Here is a 26,608-nt window from a genome sequence, read left to right as displayed (position 1 = left end):
CCGGGTAATGCTTGATCCGTGCCATGATTTTATGCGGAAGCATGATTCTATTAAATTTATAGTAGCTGTTAGACAGCATGATGAGCCCGCTTCATCCGCGGAATCCGGCCACATGAACCAGGCACATGCACCCATGAAATCGCGGATACCCCCGCACGCGGCGGGCGGATGCCAGGAAAACGAAAAGGGACGCTTGCGCGTCCCTTGCTGGTCCGGAGCCATGAACCGGGGCCATCTCACACGGTGAGGAACTCCTTCACCACATCATCGGTGAGTTCATCCATGGAACCCGAAGCGGCCACGGATCCGCGTTCCAGGATGGCGAAGTCATCACCGAGCTCCTTGCAGAAGTCCAGGTACTGCTCGACGAGCAGGATGCTCATGCGCCCCTCTTCCCGGAGCATCTTGATGGCGTCGCCGATCTGGTCGATGATGTTCGGCTGGATGCCCTCGGTGGGCTCGTCGAGGATGAGGAGCTTCGGCTTCGTGAGCAGGGCGCGGCCGATGGCGAGCTGCTGCTGCTGACCTCCGGAGAGCATGCCCCCCTTGCGGTGGAGGAACTCCCTGATGATGGGGAAGAGGGTGTAAATCCGGTCCACCTCGGACTTGTCGATCTTCTCACCGCGCGCCTTCACACCGATGAAAAGGTTCTCCTCCACGGTGAGGAGGGGGAAGATGTCGCGGCCCTGTGGCACATACCCCAGCCCGGCGCGGGCGCGGGAAGCGGCTGGCATCCGCGTGATGTCCTGCCCGTCCAGAACGAAGCTGCCTGCGTCCGCCGGATAGAGCCCGGTCAGGGCCTTGAGCGTGGTGGACTTCCCCACCCCGTTGCGCCCCATCAGGCAGAAGACGGACTTCGGCTGGATGGAAAGGTTGATGCCGCGGAGAATGGCGCTGCCTCCGATGGAGACCCGGAGGTTCGAGATGGCCAGGCTTTCCTGGATGGCGGTGGCGGACATCGGGAATAGAGATTTGGGATTGGGAATGGGATAGTTGGTGTCAGGCGGCCTTGGACTTGCGGCCGAGGTAGACTTCGATGACGCGCTCGTCGGACTGGACCTGATCCACCGGGCCTTCGCAGAGGACGTGCCCCTGGTGGAGAACGGTCACCTTCCGGCCCTGGGAAATCTGGCGGACGAAGGTCATGTCATGCTCGATGACGACGATGGTGTGCTTTCCGGCGAGGGAGAGCAGAAGCTCTCCGGTGCGGTAGGTTTCCTCATCCGTCATGCCGGCGGCGGGTTCATCCACCAGCAGCAGGCGGGCGTCCTGGGCGAGCAGCATGCCGATCTCCAGCCACTGCTTCTGCCCGTGGGCGAGGATGCCCGCCTTCCGGTGGGCGTGGTCGGTGAGCTTGATGGTGGCGAGGATCTCCGCGATGCGTTCCTTCTGCGCCGCCGTGACCTTGCCGAAAAGCGAGTGCCAGATGCCGCGGGATCCGGCGAGGGAGAGGATGAGATTTTCCGTGACGGTGTGGTCGTTGTAGACGGTCGGTGTCTGGAACTTCCGGCCGATGCCCAGGCGGTAGATCTCATATTCGCTCATCTTCAGGAGATCATGCTGGCCGTCGTCCCACTTGAGGCTGCCGACGTCCGGCTTGGTGCGGCCGGTGATGAGATCGAGGAAGGTGGTCTTTCCCGCGCCATTGGGGCCGATGACGGTGCGGAGCTCCCCTTCATCGAGGTAGAAGTTGAGGTCGTTGATGGCTTTGAATCCGTCGAAGGAGCGGGTGAGGCCTTCCGCGGCGAGCAGGAAGGGCTTTCTGGGAAGAGTGGGATAGACGTCCATGGCTCAGGGTTTCGAGGTGGCGGAGTTGGTGATGGAAGGTGCTTTCTCTTCTTCCTTCCTGCGGAATTTCAAAATCAGCGAGCGGATCTGCCCCGGAATGCCGACGATGCCCTTTGGCATGAAGAGAACGACAAGAACGAAGGAGCCGCCGAGGATGAGGGGCCAGAAGTCCGCCGTGGCGCCGGAGGAAGCCCAGCTCTTGAGGGCGTTCACGCTGATCGCGCCGAGCACAGGCCCGATGATGGTGCCGCGCCCGCCGAGGGCCACCCAGACGACGGCCTCCAGCGACTTGCCCGTCTCCATCTCGCTGGGGTTGATGATGCCGACCTGTGGGACGAACAGCGCACCCGCAAAACTGGCGATCACCGCGCTGATGACGAACACGAACAGCTTGAAGTTCGCGGTGGAGTAGCCGGAGAAGAGCACGCGGTTCTCCGAATCCCGGATCGCGCGCTGGATCAGACCGAAGCGGGAACCGGTCAGCCATTTGCAGAGCGCGACGACGGAGATCAGGAGGATGGCGGTGGCGATGTAGAGGCCGCGCTTCGTGCCCACCTCGCGCAGGGAGAAGCCGAGCAGCGTGTCGAAGTTCGTGAAGCCATTGTTGCCACCCATCAGCAGCTCGTTCCGGAAGAACAGCAGCGCCGCGCCGTAGGTGAGCGCCTGGGTGAGGATGGAGAAATAGACACCCTTGATGCGCGACCGGAAGGCGAGGTAACCGAAGACGTAGGCCAGGACGCCCGGCACCAGCACCATGGCCAGCAGGGCGAAGGGGAAGCTGGAGAACGGCTGGAAGAAGACCGGCCATTCGCTGCGCCCGACCATGGTCAGGAAGGTCGGCAGTTCCGTGGTGCCCGCCATCCGCAGCAGGTGCATGCCCATCATGTAGCCACCCAGGGTGAAGAAGAGGGCCTGGCCCAGGCAGAGGAGGCCGGTATAGCCCCACAACAGGTCGATGGAGATGGCCAGGATGCCGTAGCAGAGGTATTTCCCCCAGTTCCCCAGCGTGAAATCCGAGATGACCCCGAAGGAATGCAGCAGCGGAATGACAATGACGAGGACGATCGCGCAGGCGATCAGGAGCGGAAGATGAATCCGGCTGGTGAGCGGTGTTTTGGACATTGGGGTTAGTCGAGGCTGCGGGACCGGGTGACGAAGAGACCTGCGGGACGCCATTGCAGGAAGAGGATGATCGCTCCGAGGACGAGGATTTTACCGATCACCGGGTTTCCGAGATATTGCTGGAAGGTCTGGTCCGCCACGCCGATGCCCAGCGCGCTGATCACGGTTCCCACAATGTTGCCCACGCCGCCGACCACCACGGTCATGAAGGAGTCCACAATGTAGAGCTGCCCCATGGTCGGACCCACGTTGCCGATCTGGGAAAGGAACGCGCCGGCCAGACCGGCCAGCCCGCAGCCGAAGGCAAAGGTCATGGTGTTCACCCTTTCCGTCCTCACGCCCATGCAGGCGGCCATGTTGCGGTTCTGCATCACCGCCCGGATGAGCAGGCCGAGGGAGGTCTTGTTGAGCACCAGCCAGGTGCCGGCGATGATCAGCACGGCGAAGCCGATGACGAACAGCCGGTTCCACCCGAAGATGACATCATTCACGGTCCAGTTTCCGGAAAGCCATGCGGGGCTGTTGACCTGCACGTTGTTCGAACCGAAGACGAACTTGAGGATCTGCTGCATGACCAGCGAGATGCCCCAGGTGGCGAGCAAGGATTCCAGGGGCCGCTTGTAGAGGAACTGGATGACGGACCGCTCCAGAAGGATGCCGACGAGCGCGGCGACCAGGAAACTGGCGGGGATCGCCAGGATGAAGTAGGTGTTGTCCCCGCCCCCCACGTTGAAGCCGGGGATGCTGAGGGAGAAACCGAAAGGAGAGAGTTTCAAGCCGGCGGCGAAGACGTTCTGGATGACGTAGGTGGTGTAGGCGCCTACCGCGATGAACTCACCGTGGGCCATGTTGATCACGCCCATGAGGCCGAAGGTGATGGCAAGGCCGATGGCTACGACCAACAGCACCGAACCGAGCGAAAGCCCGCGGAACGCGGTCCCCATGGCATTGATCCGGGAAATGTGGCCGTCGATGGAGCTGATGGCGGACTGCGCCGCGGCGGCGAGGCCCTTGTCGTCGGCCGCACCGGCTTCCTTGAGAACCGCTTTCAGGGCGTCCTGCGCGGCCAGGGAGTGGAGATCACCCAGAGTTTTGCAGGCGGCGATTTTTTCCGCGGGAACCGTGGACTTGAGCTGGATGAGGGAGATGGATTCGCGGAGCGCCCGCCGGATCGCGGGCTCCTTCTCTGATTTTTCCAGCAGTTGCAGGCCGGGGAGCTTCTCCGGATTCTGGCCGATGGCGGAGTCTTTCACCGCACGCAGGCGGCGGACGGGATCCGGATCCGCCAGCGCGGCGAGATCGGACACTTCCTTCATCGCCCTGCGGATGCCGGAGGTGGTTTCCGCGGCGGGGACTTCATCCGGATTGATGAGGATGGGCTGGCCGTCAGCTCCGGTGAAGGGTGTGTCATCCACCAGCTTCACCGCGTTGCTGGCACCATCGGCATTCGGTTGGCCGGTGAGCAGCAACGCCGTGATCACGGCACCATCATCCGTGGTATGGACATAGATCTCTCCGCCCTTCCATTTTTCCAGCCATTCCACGATTTCCGGAGAAGGAGTGGACCGCATCGCCAGAATCAGATCCTTCTGCTCATCCGGCGTGGCGGCGGAAACCGCGTTGGCGATGAGCTGCCGCGGGGACGCGGCGGGTGCCTCCTGGGCCCGCAGATGACCTGTCAGAACACAGGCGGCAATCAGCGGCACGAAGACGGAGCCAAGTTGGAACAGTTTCTTCAGCATCGGAAGATGCCGGAGTTAGCATGGCACATGCCATGGCGGCTTTATCAGCGATGAAAGAAATTCATGGCTTCCTGGCGGAGGCGACGGCGTGGATATGCCGTGACGCTACTTCAGGTTGGCGAGGTACCACTCCACGGTTGAGAAAAACCCTTCGCTGCGGGTGATCTCCGGCTCCCAGCCGGTGTGGGCGCTCACCTTCGCCGCGTCCAGCGCATAGCGGAAATCATGCCCGGGGCGGTCCGCCACGAAGGTGATCTGGTCCGCGTAGCTGCCTCCGGCGGGCTTCGGGGCCAGCCGGTCGAGGATGCCGCACAGCTCACGGACCAGGTCCAGATTCCTCCGCTCATTCCCCCCACCGATGAGGTAGGTATCATGGTTGCGGCCATGGGCGGCCACCCGCACGAGGGCATCGCAATGGTCGAGCACGTGCAGCCAGTCCCGGACCTGCGTCCCGTTGCCATAGATGGGGATGGGCTCACCGCCGAGCGCGCGGGTGACCGCCAGCGGGATCAGTTTCTCCGGGTGCTGGCAGGGACCGTAGTTGTTGGAACTGTTCGTGACGATGAAGGGCAGGCCATAGGTCTCCCCCCAGGCACGCACCAGATGGTCACTGGCCGCCTTGCTGGCGGAATAGGGCGAGCGGGGCTGATACGGGCTGTTCTCCGTGAAGACGCCTTCGTCGCCCAGCGCGCCGAACACCTCGTCGGTGGAAACATGGATGAACCGGAAGCCCTCCGGACGCGGGTGCCGTTGCCATGTTTCCAGCGCAGCCTGGAGGAGCACCGCGGTTCCCGTCACATTGGTCCCGATGAACGCCATCGGCCCGGTGATCGAGCGGTCGACGTGGCTCTCCGCCGCGAGATGGAAAATCAGGTCAGGCCGGAACGAAGAAAACGCCCCATGGATCGCTGGAGCGTCCGCGATGTCCGCCCGCAGGAAGGAGTAGGAGGGGTGGCCGCTGACATCCGCGAGGGAGCGGAGATTTCCCGCGTAGGTGAGCTTGTCGATGTTCAGGACGCGGTGGCCGTCCGCAAGCAGGCGGCGCACCAAATGGGAGCCGATGAAGCCCGCGCCTCCGGTGACGATGATGGAACGGGCTTGGTTGCTCACGGCGGAACGATTCATAGCGGTTCCCCCGCAAATGAAAAGCGGGGACGGAACCCCTCCCCGCCCCCCTCCGGAAAATCCCACCGCCCCACTGCGGGCCGCAGAGTGGGTGTGGGGTGCCTCCGGCTTTCCCTCTTTACTTCGGCCCCCCGTCAAACTCTTATCACGGCGATGTCCAAGCTCGTCGCGCTGATCTCCGGTCCGCTGCTCTTTTCCCCGCTCCACGCCCAAGATGCGCCGGTTCCCGCACCCGTGCCGGCCGTGCCCGCACCGCTGCCCGCCACCCCGAACCCGCCTGAGATCCAACCGGACGGCAACGTCGGACCCGCCGTGGACATGATCACCCCTGTACCCGCTCCGGAGATTGCATTCGGTTCGCAGGTCGAGGGGATGGCAGCCCTTCCAGAGAACATCCGCCTCACCAACAACGGCCTGGAAGGCAACGCGAAGGACAAGATCCGCGCCCGCGGACCGGTGAAACTGACCGGCGACAACGGGCTGGAGATTTTCGCCGACAGCGCGGTGCTGGATCTGGTCGCCAAGTCCATCACCTTCGAGGGCAACGTCACGCTCTATCAGGGAAATCTCGCCCAGAAAGGGGACCGCACGGTTTATTTCTACGAGACCAAACAGCTCGACACCGCCGGGCTGCGTGCCTCGGTCGATCCCATTTTCCTCGAAGCCGGCAAATTCCAGGTCCAGACCATCGATGGCAAGCAGGTCTTCGTGGGGGAGGACGCGGGCATCACCACCGACGATTCCCAGGACCCCAGCTACTGGGTGCGGGCCGGACAGACGAAGGTTTATCCCGGGGAGAAAATCGTCTTCCGGAACATGAAGCTCTACGCCGGGGACACCCCCGTGTTCTGGCTGCCCTACCTCAGCCAGCCGCTGGACTCCGAGCTGGGCTACCACTTCATCCCGGGAGCCCGGACGAACTGGGGCCCCTACCTGCTCAACAGCTACGGCATCATGCTGGGCGGTGACGAATCCACCGGGGCGGATCCCTGGCTGCTTTCAAAATGGCACTTCGACTTCCGCGCCCGCCGGGGCGTGGGCTTCGGCCTCGACCTGAAGGATGCCACGGACACCTCGAACAAGAACACCACCGGCCTCAGCCTCTACTATCTGAACGACCTCAACCCGGACATCTCCCGCTCCGGAGTGGACCGGGGCTCCGTGAACGAGGACCGCTACCGCCTCCAACTGAAGCAGCGCTTCCCGTTTGAAGTCGCCGACCAGGCCGAATGGTATGCGGATGCCAACCTGACCTTCCTCAGCGATCTCTACTATCTCGAGGACTTCGACCCGAAGAACTATGGCGAGGACCCCTTCCCGGACAACACCCTTGGCATCTTCCGCCGGGATGAAAAGTCCCTGCTCTCGCTTTATGGTAGGTTTCGCCTGAATGATTTCTACCGGACGGACACGCGCCATCCGGAAATCGCCTATGACCAGGCCCGCGGCCCATTGTTCGGACTGCCGATCCTGCATGAAGGCGCCACCTCATTCTCCGTCCTGGGCGACCAAACGTCCGACATGCGGAAAAATTCGATCATCCGGCCCCTGCTGGACGGCCCTGTGGGCGACCGCGCGCGCTACCTCAGCCAACTGACCGGCTATGAACTGATCCTCGCCCAGCAGATCCTGGCCTATCAGGACGCCGGGGACGCGGCGAGCCTCGCACGGGCGGATGCCCTCCGCCACCAGCTCATCGACACCGGCTTCACCCGCTTCCACACCTTCCACGACTTCTCGATGCCGATGAACTTCGGCGGCTGGCTGAACTTCGTCCCACACGCCGGCATCGGCTACACCCGGTACGATTCCGTGGACGGCCCCGCCGACAATTTCGACCGGATGATCTATCACCTGGGCGCGGAGGCATCCCTGAAATTCTCGAAGGACTATTCCTCCATCCAGAACCACAAGTGGGGCATCGACGGGCTGCTTCATGTCATCCAGCCCTACGCGAACTGGTCTCTGCTCTCCGCGGATGAGCTGGACGAGCTCCAGCCGAAGATCGACCGCCTGACCTTCACCACGCGCCCACGCCCGCTTTCACCCAACCGTTACACGGCCATCGATGATTTCCAGGACTGGAACACGCTCCGGCTGGGCACAAGGAACCGGCTCATCACCAAACGGGACGGCCAGTCCTACGAGTGGCTTTCCCTGGACACCTACATGGATGCTTTCCTGGAGGATGACCAAGCCGGCAGCAGCTTCTCCAACCTCTACAATGATCTCAACTGGAGACCTCTTCCCTGGATGACGGTCAATATGGAGACGCAATTCCCTCTGTTCGACGGGGGGTCCGGCTTCACCGAGTTCGCCACCTCGGTGACCTTCCAGGCGACCCAGGACTTCTACTTCTCCGTCGGCTACCGGATGTTGGACAACCATCCGATGTTCCAGGACTCCAACCGCGTCGATCTCCGCACTTACACCCGCATCGCGGAGAACTGGGGTGTGGGGACGAAGCATATCCTGGAGCTGGATGACAATACCCTGGAAGTCCAGCAATACACCCTCCACCGGGATCTCGGAAAATGGATCGCAGGGGTGGGCATCACCCACCGGGACAACCGCCTGAAGGATGAGTTCGGCGTCATGTTCAGCCTCACGCTGCGTGATTTGCCGTCGGCCTCCTTGCCTTTCAGCCTTGATGCGGAATAATCCCGGGCGTGACCCCATCCCAGACCCCGCTCCTCGACGCGCTGAAGTGGCGCTACGCCACGAAAAAGTTCGACCCCGCCCGCCGCATCCCGGAGGAGACGTGGGAGACGCTGGAGCACTCGCTTTCACTCACGCCGTCATCCTTCGGGCTGCAGCCGTGGCAGTTCCTGGTCATCAGGAATCCTGAAATCCGGACCGCGCTGCGCGCCGAATCCTGGGGGCAGGCCCAACTGACGGACGCCTCCCACCTGGTGGTGTTCACGGTGAAGAAGAACCTGGAGGAAGAAGACATCAGCCGTTGGGTCGCCCGGCTTGGAGAGGTCCAGTCCACTCCGCTGGAGGTTCTCGCCCCGCTCCAATCCATCATCTCCGGCTTCGTGGCGCCGATGGACACGGACCAGCGGCGCGCCTGGAACACCCGCCAGCTCTACATCGCGCTGGGGCAATTCATGACCGCCGCCGCCGTTCTCGGCATCGACACCTGCCCGCTGGAAGGCATCAATCCGGCGGGATATGACCGCGTGCTGGGGCTGGAAGGAACGGAATATGCCACCGTGGTCGCCTGCGCGGCGGGATACCGTGCGGAAGATGACCGTTACGCCGCCATGCCCAAGGCCCGCTTCGCCCGCGAGGCGGTGATCCGCCACATCTGAAGCCTGCGGACTCAGATGGTCGGCGCCGCCGGTTCCTTGATCCCGAGCATTTTCCAGACGTCCTTCATGATCCGCATCGCCACCTCGCCCATCGGACCATAGGTTTTCCGCTGGGCGTGGATACCGATGTTGATGGAAGGCATCTTGCGGATGATCCCGGTCTCGGTCGGAACATCCGCCTCACCCACCTCCACCATGAGCCTTTTCCTCACCTCCGCTTCCGCCGCCTCGTCCGATGGCAGCTTCAGCTTCTTGGCGAGGCCGGTGTCTTTCACCACCTCCCGGAGGATGGAGCCCTCCAGCAATCCGGCCTTGATCTTCTCCGCCAATTCCCCGCGCTTCTCTTCCGGCAGTTCTTCATTCAGAACAAGCGGAACCCAGACTTTCTTCGGCCGGTTCTCCCGGTAGTTCCACAACGCGAATCCGCCGCCCAGTCCGAACAACAGCGCTCCCACCACCGCAATCACGATCCAACGTTGCATGGGATGCTTCTACGCCTCTCCAACTCCCTCTCCAAGCTGAAATCCATGGAATACCCGCCCACCACCGCTACCGTAGACACCCTGCCGAACGGCTTCACGGTGATCCTCGATCCGGATCCCGCCGCCCCCGTGGTCAGCGCCCAGATCTGGGTGGAATCCGGCAGCGTCCATGAAGACCGGCACCTGGGGAGCGGGCTGTCCCACTTTCTGGAACACATGGTCTTCAAGGGCACACGGGACTACAGCGCGGACGAACTGGCGGACACGGTGCAGGCCGCCGGGGGGCACTGGAACGCCTACACCACCTTCGACCGCACGGTGTACTACATCGACGGTCCATCCGAGTCCCTGCCCACCTTCCTCAAAACGCTCACCGGCCTGGTATTTTACCCGACGATCCCACAGACCGAGTTCGAGCGGGAAAAGGACGTGATCCGGCGTGAGATCGACATGGGGCTGGATGATCCGGACAACGCGTCCACCCGCCTGCTGCTCTCCACCGCGTTCACGCGTGACCCGCGGCGCCACCCGGTGATCGGCCACCGCCATCTGTTCGACACGCTGACCCATGAGGACATGCTGGACTACCACCGGACACGCTACACGCCGGACCGGGCGTTCGCCGTCATCTCCGGGGACTTCGATCCCGTGGAAGCGCTGCGGCAGATCACGGAACTGACGGCGGACCGCACCGTTTCCGCCGGGCGGGATCCCGTGGTGCCGCAGGACAACCTGCAGCTCGGCCCGCGCTTCGCCCGTGAGACGTTCGCCATCCCCACCAGCCGCATCTCCCTGGCATGGAAGTGCCCGGCGCTGGACCATGCGGACTCCCCCGCGTTCGACCTGCTGGCCGCCATCCTCGGCCGCGGACGGTCGTCCCGGCTCCATCTGGCGCTGCGCGAGCGGCAGGAGCTGGCCTTGGAGATCTCCGCCTACGCCTGGACCGGTCCCGGCCGGGAAGGGATCTTCGGCGTCAGCGCGGACGCGGCCGTGGACAACAGGGATACCCTTATCACGGCGATCCACCGGGAGCTTTCCCTGATCCAGGACGCGGATCTGGAGGAAGATCTGGCAAAGGCCAAACGGCAGACCGCCACCAGCCAGTTCCGTTCCCTGACCACGGCATCCGGCCGTGCGTCCGACCTGGCGTCCAACTGGCATGAAACCCGTGATCTGGACTTCACCCGGCGCTATCTGGCCCAGATCCAGAAGGTGACGGCGGAGGATGTCCGCCACGCGGCGGCCACCTTGACCAAGGAGCGCGTGACGCTCACCCTGCTGGACCCGGAGGGCTCTCCCGCACCTGTCCGCCACTCGAAGTCGGCACAGGCAAAGGCCGCCATCGAGACCTTCACCCTTCCCAACGGCCTGCAGATCGCGCTGCTGCCGGACCACCGGGTGCCGCTCATCCACCTGCAGGCGGCCATCCGCGCCGGACTGCCGTCGGAAACACCCGCGACCAACGGCATCAACCAACTGCTGGCCTCCAGCCTGCCGAAGGGTACGGCCACCCGCAGCGCGGAGGAAATCGCCCGCACGATGGAATCCATCGGCGCCTCCATCGGAGCCAGTGTGGGGAACAATGCCCTGTTGGTCGCGGCAGCGGGCCTCGCACCGGATTTCCGGACCATCGCGGAGGTATTCGCGGAGGTCATTTGCTCCCCGTCGTTGCCGGAAGACTCCATCGCCCGGGAGAAGGCCAGCCAGCTCGCCGCGCTGGAGGAGGCCCTGCAGGATCCCCTTCACACCGGATTCGCCACGCTGCGGCAGCTCGCCTTCCAAGGGACGGGCTATGGCTTCGACTCGCTTGGCAGCCTTTCCAGCCTGCCACAACTGGGCCGTGCCGATCTGGCGGCCCACCATGCCCGGCATTTCACCGCGCGGAACATGACACTGGCCATCGCCGGGGACTTCGACCCGGAGCAGGCGAAATCCATCCTTTCCTCCGCCTTCGCCGGGCTTCCCTCCGGGGAGGCTTGGACACCGCCGGGCAATCCCCCGGCCACCGGTCAGGAAACCACCGCACACCTGCCGAAGAAGCAAGCGGTGCTGACCATCGGCTTCCCGGGGGCGTCGGTCACCAGCGCGGATCGCTACGCCCTGTCCATGATCCAGGAATACGCCACGGATATGGCGGGTCCGTTGTTCACCCGCATCCGGGAGGAACTCGGCCTGGCCTACCGGGTGGGTGCCACCCAGTTCCTCGGGTTCGACGCAGGGTACTTCACCTTCTATGTCGCCACTTCGCCGGAACAAGCGGAGTTCGCCGGCAGGGAATTGATGACCGAGATCGGGAAAATCGCCGAACACGGTATCCCTGAAGCCGCATTCGGCCGGGTCCGGGCCACCGTCCTCAGCAGCCTGGCCATCCAGCAGCAATCCCCTTCCTCAACCGCCCGGCAGGTCGCACTGGACCTTTTGTTCGGGCAGGAAGCGGAGCAATTCCGCAAGCAGGCCGCCATCTACAAGGCACTGGAACCGGACAAGGTGAAGGAAGCCGCCGCCCGGCTGCTGTCCGCCGCACCGGTCAGGATCACGGTGCTGCCGGAGCCTTCATCCATCACCGCCTGAGCCCCCCCCTCCCATGAAGAAGCTGTTCATCCGGTGGTTTTTCTGTGGCACGGAAGAGGAGTATTCCACCGGCAAGCAGATCCACCTCCAGGAACTGAAGGTTTACCGGAAGCGCTGGTACTACATCCTCGGCATCCTGCTGCTCGCCGCCCCCCTGATCCATCTGGTCCGGGCCTATCCCCGCTGGGATGTCTGGCTGAGCGTGGGATCCATCGCCGTCGGCCTGACGCTGGTCCGGGACACGGTGATCGAGCACTTCGTGGTCAAATTGCTCCGGGAAAGGCGCGGCACGACTCCCGGGAACGCCGAGCTTTGACGTTGGACGTCGGCAAAACGATGTTCATATTCCCCCCATGCCCACCCCCGAACCGGACCCCCGATTCAACGAATTCGTCATTCTCCAGGCCCAGAACGCCGGCCTGTTCCTGGGACAGATCCCGAATCCGGTTTCCGGGGAGAAGGAAGTGAACCTGCGGGCGGCGAAGTCCGTGATCGACTCGCTCGAGATGCTGGAGAACAAGACGCAGGGCAATCTCACCGCGACCGAGTACCAACTTCTCAAAATGGCCCTCAACAACCTCCGCCCCCTTTACGAGGCTGCGGAAGATGAGTGATCCTTCTTTCCCTTCAGACTGAAAACTGAAAACTAGCCACTTATCCATGTTCACCCCTTTCCAAATCGGCAACGTCCCGGTGGGCGGCCCCGCCCCGTTTTTCATCCTCGGCCCGTGTGCGCTGGAGTCGGAGGAATTCGCCTGGGACATGGCCCGTTCTCTCAAGGAGATCGCGGACCGGACGGGCATCCACTTCATTTTCAAGGCGTCCTTCGACAAGGCGAACCGGACGTCCATCTCCTCCTTCCGCGGCCCGGGGGTGGAGGAAGGTTGCCGGATCCTCGGTGAGATCGGCCGTGAACTCGGCGTGCCGGTGACCACGGACATCCACAACGAGGCGCAGGCGGAAATCGCCGCCGCCCACATCGACCTGCTGCAGATCCCGGCGTTTCTCTGCCGCCAGACGGACCTGCTGGAAGCGGCGGCGAAGACCGGCCGGGCGGTGAACGTGAAGAAAGGGCAGTTCCTGGCCCCGCTGGACACCGTCAACATCGCCAACAAGCTGCGCTCCTTCGGCTGCGAGAAGTTCCTCCTCACCGAGCGGGGCACCACCTTCGGCTACAACAACCTGGTGGTGGACATGCGCTCGCTCTACTGGATGCGGGAGGAAGGCCTGCCGGTCATCTTCGACGCGACCCACTCCGTCCAGCGTCCCGGCGGCCTGGGCGGAGCGACCGGCGGTGACGGCGTGCTGGCCCCGGTGCTGGCCCGTGCGGCGGTGGCCACCGGCGTGGAAGGCGTATTCATGGAAGTCCACTCCGACCCCGCCAACGCGATGTCCGACGGCCCGAACCAGATCCCGCTCGAATTTATCGAAGACCTGCTCGTCAAACTGATCTCGATCCACCACGCTTCCCACTGATCCCGCCATTCCTTTGCGCTCCGCCCTTCCAGCCCTGCTGCTGCTGCTCCTCCCCGGCCTCCTCGCCGCGCAGGAGGCTCCGCGCTCCGGGTCCGTGCGGTCCCTCCTCCCGGGCAAGCCGGATGCGGAGGACCCCTCCCCCATCCCGGCGATCTCCCTGCTGCCTGAAGGCAGCATCCTGGAAAAGGTGATGTTCCCGCGCTATGACCGGTACCGGAAGCTCACCAGTGTGCTGAGATGCGAGGAAATGACCCTGGTTTCCTCCGAAGTCATCTCCGGAAAAAAAGTTTCGATCGAGGCATTCAATCCGGACCGCTCGGTCAAAGGCCGGCTCAACCTGATGAAGGCGGTCTATGACCAGAAAAAGAGCCTGCTGCATGCGGATGAAAAGGTCGTCATCACCTCCGAAAGGGTCGTCGCCGAAGGCACCGGCCTGATCTACGCCCTGGACCGCCACAAGGGCTTCCTGAAAGGCCCTGCCACCACCACCATTTCCAACCCACCCTCCACCGCCATGAACTCCTCCCGGCCGAAGTTCCGCGTCACCGCGCTCCTCGGCGCTGCCATCCTCCCGCTCGCCGCGCAGACGCCCAAGGCTCCCGGCCCACTGCCGGACGATGCCGCGCCCATGGCCGCCGACGCGGCGGAAGCGACCAAGAACGCGCGCGGCGACCTGCGCTCGATCCTCCAGGCGTCCGAAGAGGCGAACAAGGCGACCGCCCGGTTCCTCGAGGAAGCGGACCTGCTGGCCGCAAACGATGCCGCGCCCGCGGGAAAGGTGGAGCTTCCCAGCCCTCCGGAAATCAAGGCCGGTGATGAAGCCACGATCATCAACTGCGACGGAGGCATCTATCTGGACCCTGATCTGACTCCAACCAGCGCGGTTCTGGTCTATCTGAAGGGCGTGACGGTCAAGAACCCACAGATCAACCTGAAGGGTGCGAACGAGCTGAAGGTTTTCTTCGACCGCAAACCGGAGGATCCGGACAAGCCGAAGAAGACCCCTGCCGCCGACGCCGGCAAAAAGGATGAGAAAGGAAACTTCGGCGGAGTGAACCTCGGCGATCCGCGGAAGATCGTCGCCACCGGAGCGGTTGTCATCGAGATCCCCGGCAGGGACGGCAAGGAGCCGATCATGGCCAGCGCCAGCTACTTCAGCTACGACCTCGTCACCGGCGACATCGTTCTCCGCGGTGGCAGGGCATGGATCATCCAGGGTGCGAACCGGATGCGGGCCATGGACCCGAACGCGGGGATCTACATCAAGAAGGACATGACGTTCACCACGGACAACTCTCCGTTCGAACAGATGCTCTCGACACCGAAAAAGAAGTGAGCCCCTCCCCCAACGCCTGATATTTTCCCCAATGCACGATCCCGGCTCGACCTGCTCCAACGCCAAGGACTCCCTGCTTTTCGCCTCCGGGCTGCGCAAGACCTACTCGGGCCGCGCGGTGGTGGATGGTGTCTCCATCTCGGTGAAACCCCGCGAGATCGTCGGCCTGCTGGGTCCCAACGGCGCGGGCAAGACGACCTCCTTCTACATGATCGCCGGGCTGGTCCCGCCGGACGCGGGGTCCGTGAGCTTCAACGGCCACGATATTTCCCGCCTGCCGATGCACCGCCGCGCGCGGCTGGGCCTGGGCTACCTGCCGCAGGAGGAATCGGTCTTCCGCAAGCTCTCCGTCCTGGACAACCTGTTGGCCATCCTGGAAACGCGCCCGAACCTGAACCGCAAACAACGGCTCGAGCGGGCGCACGACCTGCTGGAGCGGTTCAAGATTTCCAAGCTGGAAAAGTCGTTGGCGATCACCCTCTCCGGTGGTGAGAAGCGCCGCCTGGCCATCGCCCGTTCGCTCTGCACGGATCCGTCTTTGCTGATGCTGGACGAACCCTTCGCAGGCATCGACCCGATCGCGGTGGAAGACATCCAGCGGATCGTCCGCGAACTGCGGGAAAAGGATGGCCTGGCCATCCTGATCACGGACCACTCCGTGCGGGAAACACTGACCATCACCGACCGGGCGTTCCTGATCCATGACGGACGCGTGATCCTGGAGGGTGCCTCCGATGAACTGGTGAACGACCCGATCGCCCGGAAATACTACCTGGGCGAAGGCTTCAGCATGTGAGCCTCAGAAGGCGGCCGCGATTTCGTCCAGTGAGGCGCAGACGCGCGTCGCCAGGGAGAAGTCGAGGCAGGCGGTGACGCGGTTCGGCACCGCCCAGACGGGGATGCCCGCCGCATTCGCCGCCTTGATGCCGTTGAGGGAGTCCTCGATGACGAGGCATTCCTCCGCCGCGAGACCAAGCCGGCGGACGGCTTCCAGATAGAGGTCCGGCGCGGGCTTGATCCGCTCCGCATCCCCGCGGCAGACGACCGTCTCGAACCAGCCCGTGAGGTCCAGCCGCTCCAGCCAGCCGTCCACCCAGTGGTGGGAGGAACTGGAAACCACGGCGGTACGGATGCCCCGTGCCTTCAGCTTTCCGAGCAATGCCACGGCACCGGGCATGGGCCCCTCATCCGCCAGGTCACGGACGATCTCCTCCTGGCGCCGCCGGTCGAGGTCATGCCAGTCGAACGAACTGCCGGTGAGTTCCTCAAGGTGCGTCTTCGGCGACCAGGTAGCGAAGTCCGATCCGATGCACTGGGTGTAGATTTCCAGCGGCAGCGGATGACCATTTGAAATAAAAGTGCGGTGCCACGCATCATAGATCGCCCACTCCGTGTCCACGAGCACCCCATCGAAATCGAACAATACCGCCGCAATCGCCATGCCCGTTGTTTCGCCCCGTCCGCCCGCCCCGGCAAGCCGATATCCGGTTCTTGCGTTCCATCCCATTCCGTGCTAGCCGTTCTGCGATGGCCCGCCGCCTGAAAGCGTTGTTCATGCTCCTGATCCTCGGGCTGGTTCTGCCCGCGGCCGGATCACCGCAGCGTTTTTGCACGCGCACGCAGTCGTTCATGGCCCATGACTGCTGCGGCCAGAAGAAGGACTGCTCCCATTGTCCGGATGAAAAAGCTCCGGCGGATTCCTCTTGTGTGGCCACCGCCAAAGTGGTGCCGGATGGGGTTCATCCGGACCACCAGCCGTCACTCCCGGCCCTGTTCGCGGTGCTGCTGCCGTCCTTTTCCCTACCGGAACCGGTGGAGACCGGCGTGACATTCTGCCTGAATGCCTCCTCCCGTGACCGTGCCCCACCCGGGGAACCGGCGCGGCTTTATCTGACCCATCGGTCGCTGTTGATCTGAAACGTACGGGATTTTCCTCCTGTCCACCCCGTATCCGTTGTTCCGGAAACGGCTTCGTTTCATCATTCTCCCAGCGACTTCATGTCTGAAATCCATTCCCAACTTTCCACACTGAGCCAACCGGCGGCGCCTGAGGCCGGCGGAGCCGCCCGTGCGCGCCGCACCGCCCTGCTCCTCCCGCTGGCCATCCTGGCGGGCTTCGCGCTCCTTTTCCTTCTTCTCTTCCGTGACCGGCTGGTCCCGGCGACCGCCGTGCGGGTCACTCCGGCGATCGCGGTCGAGGAGAAATCCTCCGCAGCCTCCCCTGCTCCCACGAAATCCGGAAGGATGCTTTTCCAGGCGTCCGGCTGGATCGAGCCGGATCCCCTGCCGACCAAGGCCACTTCCCTGACCGATGGGGTGGTGGAACAGGTGAACGTCCTGGAAGGCCAACAGGTGAAGAAAGGGGATCTGCTGGCCACCCTGATCGATGCGGACGCCAAGCTGGAAGTGGCGGAAGCCACCGCCGGACATGAAATGGCGAAGGCCGAGTTCGACGCGCACTGCGCGAACACGCAGATCATCCTGTCGCAACTGGAGGCGGAAAGAGCCGGCCAGGCCGCCGACCAGGCGAATGCGGACGAAGCGGCGGAACGGCTCCGCAGGTTCGAGCAAGCGGAGACGAGCGCCGTGGAACTGGAGCGGATCAACGCCCGGTTCGAGAACTCCCGCCGCCAGTCCGCCCTCACCGCCCGCAAGGCGAAGATCGAGGAGATGACCCACCAACTGACGAAGATCGCCTACGAGGCGGCGGCGATGCAGGCGAAAGTCCACACCGCCGAAGCAACGCTGGGGAAGGCGAAGCTCACGCTTTCCCGCACCCGCATCACCGCGCCCGTCGATGGACGGGTGCTCAGGCTGACCGCCGCCCCCGGACAGAAGAAAATGCTGATCATGGAGGAGGAGGACAGCTCGACCATCGCGGTGCTTTACGATCCGGCCCACCTCCAGGTGCGGGTGGATGTGCCATTGGCGGATGCCGCGGGACTCAGCGTGGGCCAGAAGACAAAGGTGCGCTGCAACCTGCTGCCGGACCAGATCTTCGAAGGCGAGGTGACCCGCATCACCGGAGAGGCGGATCTCCAGCGGAACACGCTGCAAGCGAAGGTGCGCATCACCGCACCGGATGACCGCCTGCGGCCGGAGATGCTCTGCCGTGTCGAATTCCTGGATACCGCGACGGTATCCGGCCCCTCCGGTGAAGCGACCTCCGTCGCGGTCTACGTCCCGGACAGCGCGCTGAAGGAAGGCGCGGTGTGGGTCTGTGATCCGGACACAAAACGCGCGTCCCGCAGGCAGGTTGTCTCCTCCGGCAACCGGGAAAATCTCCACCGCATCGACCAGGGCATCCTCCCTGGTGAATGGGTGATCCTCGATCCATCCGGCCTGAGGGAGAACCAGCGTCTCCACCCGCGGCAAGAACCCTGAACCATCCGCACCATGTCCAACCCACCTCTCATTTCCTGCCGGGGGATCACCAAATCCTACAAGAAAGGCACCAGTCTGGTGACGCCTCTGGAAAAGCTGGATCTGGATGTCCCACGCGGCGAGTTCCTCGCGCTGATGGGGCCTTCCGGCTCCGGCAAGACCACCCTGCTCAACCTGATCTCGGGAATCGACTCGCCGACGGCGGGCACCCTCACCATCGGCGGCACGGACATCTCCACCCTGAACCGCCGCCAGCTCACGAAATGGCGGGCCGCCAACGTGGGTTATATTTTCCAACTCTACCATCTGGTGCCGGTGCTGACCGCCTTCGAGAATGTGGAGCTGCCGCTGCTGCTTTCCCCGCTGTCGAAAAAGGAGCGCCGCGCGAAGGTGGACGCCGCGCTTTCGCTGGTCGGCCTGGCGGACCGCAGCCACCACAACCCGGGTGAACTGTCCGGCGGGCAGGAGCAGCGCGTTGCCATCGCACGCGCGCTGGTCGCGGACCCCGCGCTGCTGGTCGCGGACGAACCGACCGGCGACCTCGACCGGGAATCCGCCAACCACATCCTCAAGCTGCTCCGTGCGCTGGCTCGGGAACATGGCAAGACCATCGTGATGGTCACCCATGACCCGAACGCGGCGGCGGCGGCGGATCGTACGCTGCACCTGGAGAAGGGTGTGCTGCTGGAAGGTGGCGATCACTCCGCATCTGCCGCCGATCCAAGATCCAAGCCACAGGATGCGGGATCAAACTCCGCATCCCTCCATCCTGCATCCTGAATCCCGCATCATGCTTTCCCTCATCCCACTTGCCTGGAAGCAGCTCAGCCGCCACCGGCTGCGGACGCTGCTGACCATCCTCGGCGTGGCCTCCGGCATGTTCCTCTTCACCGCGGTGGAGACGCTGCAGCGCTCGCTCGCCGCCGCCACGGAGGAGACCGCGGCGGACACCACCTTGGTCGTCTATCGGGAAAACCGCTTCTGCCCCGCGACCTCACGGCTGCCGGAACACTACGTGGATGAGATCCGCCGCATCCCCGGAGTGCGGGAGGCCATCCCGATCCAGATCATCGTCAACAACTGCGGGGCGAGTCTGGACGTGATCACTTTCCGCGGGGTGCCGGAGGGCCAGCTCGAAAAATTCGCGCCTGAAATCAAGATCACCGAAGGTTCCCAGTCGGAGTTCGACAAGCGGGATGACGGGGCCTTGCTCGGTGAACAATTCGCCCGCCGCCGCGGCCTGAAACCGGGTGACAAGTTCGATGCCGTGGGCATCACGGTTCATGTGGCCGGCATCATCACCAGTCCCTTTTCCCAGGACAACAACGTGGCCTATGTGAAGCTGCCTTTCCTCCAGCAGGCGTCCCGCACCGGTCTGGGCGTGGTGACCCAGTTCAATGTCCGGGTCGAGACCTCCGCGGATCTGAAGCCGGTCTCCAAGGCCATCGACGAACGGTTCAAGTCCGACCAACAACCGACGAATACCCGTCCGGAGAAAGCCTTCTTCGCGGAGACGGCGGGGCAGCTCATCGAGCTGATCGGCTTCACCCGGTGGCTCGGGCTGGGAGCGGTGGTCGCGGTCATCGGCCTGGTGGCGAACTCGATCCTGCTGGTGGTCCGCGGCCGGGTGAAGGAGAACGCGGTGCTCCGCACGCTGGGCTATCCCTCCCGCGCCATCCTTTTCCTGGTGATGAGTGAAGGAGGGCTGCTGGGCCTGCTGGGAGGGTTCACCGGCACGGCGCTGGCCTGGGGGTTCCTGCGCTGGCAGAGCTTCACCCTGGGCAGCGAGGGCCACACTCTGGCCGTCCGACCGGATCTCACCACCGCCGCGTATGCCGTCGCGGCGGCCCTGGCGCTGGGGGTGATCGCCTCGATCTATCCCGCGTTCCAGGCGATGCGGCAACCGATAGTCAAAAGCCTCAGAAGCTGATGCTCCCCCTCACCTACGCCATCCGGAACCTGTTCCGTGACAAGTCCCGCCTCGCACAGACCGTCGGCGGGAGCGCTCTCGTCGTGCTGCTGGTGATGGCAGCGGCCGCGCTCAACGGAGGGATGAAGCAGGTGCTGTCCGCCTCCGGTTCCGCACGCAACGCGATCCTGCTGGGAGCGGGCAGCGAGGAGTCCATCCAGCGCAGCGAGATCGCCGAACGCACGGCGGGCATTGCCAGCGCGGCGGTGGCCGGGGTTTCGCAGACGCTGGGAAGTCCCGCTGTCTCGACGGAGATCCACTACATGACCTACCTGGAAGTGGCGGGTAAATCCAAGGCACAGGCGCTGTTCCGCGGGGTCACTCCGGCGGCCCTTCAGGTGCACCCGGAAGTGCGCCTGCTGGAAGGCACTTTCCCCCAAGCCGGGGAGGTGATGGTAGGCAAGCTGGCCTTCCGCAAGCTGGGACTGAAGCCCGGAGATCTCACCCCGGGGACGTCCGCGCTGCTCGACGGCTCCCATGTGACCATTTCCGGGGTTTTCGCCGCACCAGGCACGGTGATGGAATCGGAGATCTGGGCACCGCTGTCCGACATCCGGATGCTGGCACAGCGCGAGACGGTGTCCTGCGTGGTGCTGCGGCTGGATGATCCGGATGACTTCGCCGAGGCGGATCTGTTTTCCAAACAGCGGCTTGATCTGGAACTGACCGCACTGCGGGAGTCCGACTACTACGCCCACCTTGCGAACTTTTTCAAACCTCTGCGGATCATGACATGGATCACCGCCGGGCTGGTCGCCGCCGGGGCGATTTTCGGCGGGCTGAACACGCTCTACGCGGCCTTTGCCTCGCGCATCAAGGAACTGGCGACGCTCCAGGCCATCGGCTACACGCGCACGGCCATCCTCGCGAGCCTGATCCAGGAAAGCGTGCTTGCCAGCCTCACCGGCACGCTCGTCGCGTCAGCGGCGGCTCTGGTGCTGCTGGATGGCCGGACGATCCCGTTTTCCATCGGCGCATTCACTGTCACCATCACCCCCGGCATCGCCCTGCTGGGTATCGTCACGGGAGTGCTGCTCGGCATCGTCGGGGCATTGCCTCCCGCTTTCCGCTGTCTGAAGCCTCCTCTACCAAGCGCCCTGCGCTCATAAGTGCCGAATAAATTGTCGGCGAAATCCATCAAAGCCACCTAGACTGTCCCAGCAATCCCACCACCACCTGTCATGACCTCTTTCCTTTCCCAGCGCCTCCTCGCGATGGTTTCGTGTTCCGTGCCCGCCTTCCTGTTCCTCGCCTCCTGCAAGAAAGAGAAGGTGGTCGAGTTCGTTCCTGCGGAGACCCAGTCCATCGAACCATTCTTCACGAAGACCGCCCCGGCGGATCCGCAGCCAATCAGTGCTGTCCGGACCACCGCGAAGCCCGGCGAACAGGTGACCGTCTCCGGATTGGTGATGGGCCGGGAAAAACCCTTCGTCGATGGCCGGGCGGCATTCGTTCTGGGCGATCCATCGAAGATGACCCCCTGCAACAAGATGCCGGGCGAAGACCATTGCAAGACCCCGTGGGACGCATGCTGCGACACCCCGGAAGCCAAGCGTGAGGGTTCCGCCACCATCCAACTGGTTGGGGTGGACCAACGGGTCATCAAACGATCTCTCAAAGGCGAGTACGGCCTGAAGGAACTCAGCAGCGTGACCCTCACCGGCACCGTGGACAAGGCGTCCACGCCGGAGGCTCTGATCATCAACGCGACCGCCCTCCATGTGACGGAGTGAGATTGACGAATCGCCTCGCCCCACGCACGGGATGTGATTGAATCCCGGCGATGAACCCACCCGCGCTCCCTCCGCAGCCGCCGTCCTACCAGATGATGCAGAATGCCAGCCACCTGCGGATGCTTGCCATCGGCTTCTATGTGTATGCCGGTCTCACGGCGTTTTTCTCGCTCTTCGCGCTGCTCTACATGGGGATCGGCGGGGCGATCATGAGCGGAAAGATCCCGATGTCGCCGAAGGGTGCCACCCCGCCTCCGGGAGGACCGTTTCCCGATCAGATGATGGGAGGATTTTTCTTCGGATTCGGGTTGGTGTTTTTCCTCATCATCATCGCGATGGCCGCGCTCAGCCTGCTTACCGCGCGCTGGGTTTCCGCGAGGAAGTATCCCGTGTTCTGCCTGGTGGTCGCCGGACTGGCGTGCCTGAACATGCCGCTCGGCACCATCCTGGGGGTCTTCACGTTCATCGTGCTGCTCCGACCTTCGGTGCAGGACCTGTTCCGGGCCGGACCGGAACGGAACAATTTCGTGCATCATTGAAGCGGTCGGCGGAGTGCGCCCATTTCAGCTACTCCAGCAAAACCCGGCAGTCGCCGGGGAACAAATGGCGGTCACAGGAGCGTCTGCAATTTCTCCCAAACGTTACCGGCGATGATCTTCTGTCCCTCGGCGGTGGGGTGGATGCGGTCGTCCTGATTCAGCTCCGGATCACCGCCGACGCCTTCCAACAGGAAAGGGATCAGGGTAGCCTTCTCCGCCTCCGCCACCTTCGGGAACACGGCCTTGAATGAGTCGGTGTAGTCCTGACCCATGTTGGCGGGCATCTGCATGCCGGCGATGGCGATCTTCATGGCCGGGTTCTTCGCGCGCGCCTTGGCGACGATGCCCAGCAGGTTCTTCTCCGTTTGTTCCGGGGAGATGCCGCGCAGGCCGTCGTTGCCGCCGAGAGCGATGAGCAGGACGTCGGCACCATCCTTTCCGAGCGCCCAGTCGATCCGGCGCAGGCCGCCTGCGGTGGTGTCACCGCTGACTCCGGCATTGGCGACGGTCCAGGCAAGGCCCGCGTCATCGATCTTTTTCTGGATGAGGGCCGGATAGGCTTCCGAGGTGCCGCCGTCGAGGCCGTAGCCGGCAGTGATGCTGTCACCGAGGACGACGAGGCGCTTTTTTCCGCCGTTTGCATTTTGCGCCGCTGCGGTGGATACTCCCGCGCCCGTTCCGATCACCACCAGCAACGCCAACGCCAGCCATTTCATCCATGCCATCCGCCAGACTAGAATCGTCCCCCGTGGCTGTCAAACCGCCCATCCTCGAGATCCATGGATTGAAAAAGGTCCACCGCACCGCCTCCCATGAGCTGACCGTGCTGCGGGACGTCCATCTGAGCCTGGAGGAGGGCGACACGCTCGCGATCATCGGGCCGTCAGGGAGCGGAAAGACGACCCTGTTAGGTCTCTGCGCCGGGCTGGACGATGCCACCGCCGGGACGGTGAAGCTGGACGGACAGGCGCTGGGCGAACTCTCCCAGGATGCGCGGGCCGCACTGCGGAACCGGCTGGTGGGCTTCGTCTTCCAGAGCTTCCAGCTCATCCCCACGCTGACGGCGGTGGAGAACGTGCTGGTCCCACTGGAGCTGCGCGGAGAAAGCGGAAGGCAGAAGGAGGCGGAGGAACTGCTGCGACAGGTGGGACTGGGCGACCGGCTGGACCACTATCCTTTGCAACTCTCCGGCGGGGAGCAGCAGCGCGTGGCGCTGGCGCGTGCCTTCATCCACCGGCCGAAGATCCTCTTCGCGGACGAACCGACGGGAAACCTGGATGCGGAGACGAGCGGCCCGATCGTGGAGATGCTGCTGCGCCTGAACCGGGAAGCCGGGACCGCACTGGTGCTGGTGACCCATGATCCCGCGCTGGCGGCGAAGGCGCACCGGGTGGTGAAGATGAGCGGCGGAACCATCATCTCGGAGGAACAAAATGCCATCGACTGATCCCCGTCCGCTGCCCGGCACGCTCATCGGCGCGCTGTTCCATCTGTGGACCTGGAAGATGGCGTGGCGGGACAGCCGCACCCAGCGGGTGCGCCTGCTGATTTTCTCGATGGCCATCGTTTCCGGCATCGCCGCTCTGGTGGCCATCCATTCTCTGAAAGCCAGCGTGCAGACCGGCATCGGCACGCAGGCGAAGGAACTGCTGGGCTCCGACCTCCAGGTGTCCTCCCGCTCGCCCATCGCGGAGGATGCGATCGCGCGACTGTCCGGACGGGCCACGCGGATCGCCCGCGAAACGGCATTTCCGTCGATGATGATTTTCCCCGCAGGGGGCGCGAAGCTGGTGCAGGTGCGCGGGATGGAGGGTGGTTATCCGTTCTACGGAAAGGTGGAGACGACGCCAGCGGATGCGTGGGCGCGGCTTTCCGGAGGGTCCGGCGTGCTGGTGGAGCCCGCATTGCTCGACCAGTTCCAGGCAAAGGTGGGGGACGAGGTGAAGCTGGGCAGCCTGCGGCTGAAAGTTCTGGGTGTGATCGACAAAGGTGCGCCGCGGCCCAGCCGGTTCAGCGGCTTCGCCCCGGAGGCCTACGTCCGTCTGGATGACTTGCGGCAGAGCGGCCTGCTGGGAACGAACAGCATGGCGACCCACCAGCTCCATCTGGAGATCCCCGTGGTGCCTTCCGCAGAAGATCTCAAGCGCGATATCCGCAAGGAATTCCCCGGCACACCATGGCGTCTGGAAACGCCGGAAGACCGGCAGGAGAACCTGGGCGACGCGCTGGATCTGTTCCAAAGGTTCCTCGGCATCCTCGCGCTGTCATCGCTGGCGCTGGGTGCGCTGGGCGTGGCGGGCGCGGTGCAGTCCCATGTGAACCGCCGTATCCCCACGGTGGCCATCCTGCGCTGTCTGGGCGCGCCGGGGCAGCTCGCCTCCGCCATCTACATCGCGCAGACGGCGGCGCTCGGCCTGCTGGGGGCGGCACTGGGGGCGGCCATCGGCGTGGCGCTGCAGGTCGGGGTGTTGTCCGCGTTCAAGGACAGCCTGCCCATTTCCGTGGCTCCTTCGCCGGAGTGGGTGGTGGTCGCGCGCACGGGGCTGGCCGGATTCGCCGTTTGCTGCGGCTTCGCCCTCATCCCGCTGCTGAAGATCCGGCAGGTGTCCCCCGCCGCGACGCTGCGCTCCGGTGCCACGCTCACCGGCGGCACTCTGCGGACGCTGCCCGTGTATCTGCTTCTCGCCGGTCTGATGGCGTTGCTGGCCTTCACGAATGACCCGGACTGGAAACGCGGGCTGGCGCTCATCGGCGGACTGGCGGCGGCGTTCCTCGTCATCATCGGCGTGGCACGCCTGCTGATGGCGATCACCCGTCGCATCGTCCGGCCGTCGTGGCCCTACCTGCTGCGGCAGGGCATCTCCAACCTCCACCGGCCCGGCAACCAAACGCTGCTGTTCCTGCTTTCGCTCGGCCTCGGCACATTCCTGCTGCTCACCATCCTGCTCGCCGGGAATCTGGTGCAGCAGCGGCTGAGCATCACGCACTCCGCCGAGAACCCGAACCTTTACCTGATCGACGTCCAGCCGGACCAGGTCGATGGCGTCGTTTCACTGGTGAAAGGCCAGGGACTGCCGGTGCTGGAGAATGCGCCGATGGTGACGATGCGCGTGCAGGCCATCCGTGGCGTGCCCACGCTCAAGGCGAAGGGCGTGCCGCGATGGGTGGCGAACCGTGAGTTCCGCTCCACCTACCGCGACTACCTGAATCCGACCGAAAAGCTCATCGCCGGGGAGTGGCACAAGACCATCCCCGAGCCCGGTGGACCCGTGCCGCTGTCGCTGGAAGAAAAGGTCGCCAAGGACATGCGGGTGAACCTGGGTGACGCCGTGACGCTGGACGTGCAGGGGGTTCCGGTGGAGGCGAAGGTCACCAGCATCCGCAAGGTGGACTGGAGCCGCTTCAACCTGAATTTCTTCATGATCTTCCCGCCCGGTGCGCTGGAAGGTGCGCCCGGATTCAACGTGGTCACCACCCGCACGCCGGATGCGGCGGCTTCCGGAAAACTCCAGCGCGCGCTGGCCGGGGAACATGCCAACGTCACGCCCATCGACCTCACGCAGATCCTCGAAACCGTGCAGGAGATCCTTTCGAAAATCTCCCTCGTCGTGACGATCCTCGGTGGCTTCACCCTGCTGGCCGGCCTGCCCATCGTCATCGGTACGCTGCTCAACGGACGCGACGTCCGGCTGAAGGAAAGCGTGCTGCTCCGCACGCTGGGCGCGTCCGCAAAGCAGGTCCGCTCGATCCTGACGATCGAGTACACGACGCTCGGGTTCCTCTCCGCGCTGACCGGCGTGGTGCTGGCGGCGGGCGCAAACGCGGCACTGGCGGTGTATGTCTTCAAGACTTCCCCATGGCCTGATCCTGTCCTGATCGCCACGACCTTCGGCATCGTGATCGTGGTTTCGATCCTCGGTGGACTGGGGTTGAGCCGCGGGGTGTCCAATCATCCGCCGCTGGAGATCCTGCGCCATTCCTGATCCCTATCCGGCTGCCTTGCCCTGCGGAAAAGTTCCGGTCATCC

25 protein-coding genes are annotated in these 26,608 nt (G+C 64.1%); 17 read left to right on the top strand and 8 right to left on the bottom strand.

Annotation, left to right across the window (positions count from 1 at the left end; genetic code table 11):
- Positions 1–236: 236 nt before the first annotated feature.
- The 5 genes from urtE to rfbB all read right to left on the bottom strand — a co-directional run bounded on the left by urtE (position 237) and on the right by rfbB (position 5,762).
- Positions 237–959, bottom strand: a complete 723-nt coding sequence (urtE, locus tag OVA24_RS02855; protein ID WP_267673324.1) for an urea ABC transporter ATP-binding subunit UrtE — start codon at positions 957–959, stop codon at positions 237–239.
- 40 nt (positions 960–999) lie between these two features.
- Entirely contained in the window at positions 1,000–1,788 is a 789-nt protein-coding gene (gene urtD / locus OVA24_RS02850; protein WP_267673322.1) for an urea ABC transporter ATP-binding protein UrtD, read from the bottom strand.
- A gap of 3 nt (positions 1,789–1,791) precedes the next feature.
- A complete protein-coding gene (gene urtC, locus OVA24_RS02845; RefSeq protein WP_267673320.1) occupies positions 1,792–2,910 on the bottom strand; it encodes an urea ABC transporter permease subunit UrtC in 1,119 nt (372 codons plus the stop codon).
- A gap of 5 nt (positions 2,911–2,915) precedes the next feature.
- Positions 2,916–4,652: an urea ABC transporter permease subunit UrtB gene (gene urtB, locus OVA24_RS02840; RefSeq protein ID WP_267673317.1), complete on the bottom strand. Its 1,737-nt coding sequence runs from the start codon at positions 4,650–4,652 to the stop codon at positions 2,916–2,918.
- 105 nt (positions 4,653–4,757) lie between these two features.
- Positions 4,758–5,762 carry a dTDP-glucose 4,6-dehydratase gene (rfbB, locus tag OVA24_RS02835; RefSeq protein ID WP_267673315.1) on the bottom strand — a complete coding sequence of 335 codons (1,005 nt, stop codon included), beginning with the start codon at positions 5,760–5,762 and terminating at the stop codon, positions 4,758–4,760.
- 168 nt (positions 5,763–5,930) lie between these two features.
- Here rfbB and lptD point away from each other — a divergent pair, with 168 nt between their 5' ends.
- On the top strand, positions 5,931–8,438 hold the full coding sequence (gene lptD, locus OVA24_RS02830; protein ID WP_267673313.1) for an LPS assembly protein LptD: 2,508 nt from the start codon (positions 5,931–5,933) through the stop codon (positions 8,436–8,438).
- A gap of 8 nt (positions 8,439–8,446) precedes the next feature.
- The gene (locus OVA24_RS02825; protein ID WP_267673311.1) at positions 8,447–9,091 is read left to right on the top strand and encodes an NAD(P)H-dependent oxidoreductase; all 645 of its coding nucleotides are present in this window, start codon (positions 8,447–8,449) and stop codon (positions 9,089–9,091) included.
- 11 nt (positions 9,092–9,102) lie between these two features.
- Here OVA24_RS02825 and OVA24_RS02820 read toward each other — a convergent pair whose 3' ends face one another.
- Positions 9,103–9,573: a hypothetical protein gene (locus tag OVA24_RS02820; RefSeq protein WP_267673309.1), complete on the bottom strand. Its 471-nt coding sequence runs from the start codon at positions 9,571–9,573 to the stop codon at positions 9,103–9,105.
- Positions 9,574–9,576: 3 nt separating this feature from the next.
- Between OVA24_RS02820 and OVA24_RS02815 the strand changes: the two genes are divergently transcribed.
- Genes OVA24_RS02815 through lptB form a run of 6 tightly spaced genes read left to right on the top strand, consistent with a single transcriptional unit; the run spans position 9,577 to position 15,752 of the window.
- Complete coding sequence (locus tag OVA24_RS02815; protein WP_267673307.1) at positions 9,577–12,144, top strand: M16 family metallopeptidase; 2,568 nt, start codon at positions 9,577–9,579, stop codon at positions 12,142–12,144.
- A gap of 13 nt (positions 12,145–12,157) precedes the next feature.
- Positions 12,158–12,460 carry a hypothetical protein gene (locus OVA24_RS02810; protein WP_267673305.1) on the top strand — a complete coding sequence of 101 codons (303 nt, stop codon included), beginning with the start codon at positions 12,158–12,160 and terminating at the stop codon, positions 12,458–12,460.
- 37 nt (positions 12,461–12,497) lie between these two features.
- Positions 12,498–12,758 carry a DUF1844 domain-containing protein gene (locus OVA24_RS02805; RefSeq protein ID WP_267673303.1) on the top strand — a complete coding sequence of 87 codons (261 nt, stop codon included), beginning with the start codon at positions 12,498–12,500 and terminating at the stop codon, positions 12,756–12,758.
- A gap of 46 nt (positions 12,759–12,804) precedes the next feature.
- Positions 12,805–13,620, top strand: a complete 816-nt coding sequence (gene kdsA / locus OVA24_RS02800) for a 3-deoxy-8-phosphooctulonate synthase (RefSeq protein ID WP_267673302.1) — start codon at positions 12,805–12,807, stop codon at positions 13,618–13,620.
- A gap of 13 nt (positions 13,621–13,633) precedes the next feature.
- Positions 13,634–14,956 (top strand): hypothetical protein, encoded by a 1,323-nt coding sequence (locus OVA24_RS02795; RefSeq protein ID WP_267673301.1) that lies wholly within the window; start codon positions 13,634–13,636, stop codon positions 14,954–14,956.
- Between the two features lie 31 nt (positions 14,957–14,987).
- Positions 14,988–15,752, top strand: a complete 765-nt coding sequence (lptB, locus tag OVA24_RS02790; RefSeq protein ID WP_267673299.1) for an LPS export ABC transporter ATP-binding protein — start codon at positions 14,988–14,990, stop codon at positions 15,750–15,752.
- Positions 15,753–15,755: 3 nt separating this feature from the next.
- On the opposite strand, the gene OVA24_RS02785 is transcribed toward lptB, so the two are convergent.
- Positions 15,756–16,397, bottom strand: a complete 642-nt coding sequence (locus tag OVA24_RS02785; protein WP_267673297.1) for an HAD family hydrolase — start codon at positions 16,395–16,397, stop codon at positions 15,756–15,758.
- Between the two features lie 86 nt (positions 16,398–16,483).
- Between OVA24_RS02785 and OVA24_RS02780 the strand changes: the two genes are divergently transcribed.
- The 7 genes from OVA24_RS02780 (at position 16,484) to OVA24_RS02750 (ending at position 22,581) form a co-directional block, all read left to right on the top strand.
- The gene (locus tag OVA24_RS02780) at positions 16,484–16,873 is read left to right on the top strand and encodes a hypothetical protein (protein WP_267673295.1); all 390 of its coding nucleotides are present in this window, start codon (positions 16,484–16,486) and stop codon (positions 16,871–16,873) included.
- 81 nt (positions 16,874–16,954) lie between these two features.
- Positions 16,955–18,340 (top strand): efflux RND transporter periplasmic adaptor subunit, encoded by a 1,386-nt coding sequence (locus OVA24_RS02775; RefSeq protein ID WP_267673293.1) that lies wholly within the window; start codon positions 16,955–16,957, stop codon positions 18,338–18,340.
- Between the two features lie 12 nt (positions 18,341–18,352).
- Complete coding sequence (locus OVA24_RS02770) at positions 18,353–19,120, top strand: ABC transporter ATP-binding protein (protein ID WP_267673292.1); 768 nt, start codon at positions 18,353–18,355, stop codon at positions 19,118–19,120.
- 10 nt (positions 19,121–19,130) lie between these two features.
- Positions 19,131–20,270: an ABC transporter permease gene (locus OVA24_RS02765; protein WP_267673291.1), complete on the top strand. Its 1,140-nt coding sequence runs from the start codon at positions 19,131–19,133 to the stop codon at positions 20,268–20,270.
- Positions 20,270–21,418, top strand: a complete 1,149-nt coding sequence (locus tag OVA24_RS02760) for an ABC transporter permease (RefSeq protein WP_267673289.1) — start codon at positions 20,270–20,272, stop codon at positions 21,416–21,418. Before OVA24_RS02765 ends, OVA24_RS02760 begins: the two co-directional genes overlap by 1 nt.
- A 72-nt stretch (positions 21,419–21,490) precedes the next feature.
- Positions 21,491–22,042 carry a hypothetical protein gene (locus OVA24_RS02755; protein ID WP_267673287.1) on the top strand — a complete coding sequence of 184 codons (552 nt, stop codon included), beginning with the start codon at positions 21,491–21,493 and terminating at the stop codon, positions 22,040–22,042.
- 50 nt (positions 22,043–22,092) lie between these two features.
- Positions 22,093–22,581, top strand: a complete 489-nt coding sequence (locus OVA24_RS02750; protein ID WP_267673285.1) for a hypothetical protein — start codon at positions 22,093–22,095, stop codon at positions 22,579–22,581.
- A 71-nt stretch (positions 22,582–22,652) separates the two neighbouring features.
- Here the strand turns inward: OVA24_RS02750 and OVA24_RS02745 are convergent, their stop codons facing one another.
- On the bottom strand, positions 22,653–23,306 hold the full coding sequence (locus OVA24_RS02745) for an arylesterase (RefSeq protein WP_267673283.1): 654 nt from the start codon (positions 23,304–23,306) through the stop codon (positions 22,653–22,655).
- Between the two features lie 41 nt (positions 23,307–23,347).
- Here OVA24_RS02745 and OVA24_RS02740 point away from each other — a divergent pair, with 41 nt between their 5' ends.
- Both OVA24_RS02740 and OVA24_RS02735 read left to right on the top strand, forming a co-directional pair.
- Positions 23,348–24,028, top strand: coding sequence for an ABC transporter ATP-binding protein (locus OVA24_RS02740; protein WP_345783432.1), 681 nt, complete (start codon positions 23,348–23,350; stop codon positions 24,026–24,028).
- Positions 24,015–26,564 carry an ABC transporter permease gene (locus tag OVA24_RS02735; RefSeq protein ID WP_267673279.1) on the top strand — a complete coding sequence of 850 codons (2,550 nt, stop codon included), beginning with the start codon at positions 24,015–24,017 and terminating at the stop codon, positions 26,562–26,564. The genes OVA24_RS02740 and OVA24_RS02735 overlap by 14 nt, the downstream gene beginning before the upstream one ends.
- Positions 26,565–26,608 lie beyond the last annotated feature (44 nt).

This window comes from Luteolibacter sp. SL250, assembly GCF_026625605.1.
Lineage (GTDB): Bacteria > Verrucomicrobiota > Verrucomicrobiia > Verrucomicrobiales > Akkermansiaceae > Luteolibacter.
This window is presented reverse-complemented; position numbering and strand designations above follow the sequence as displayed.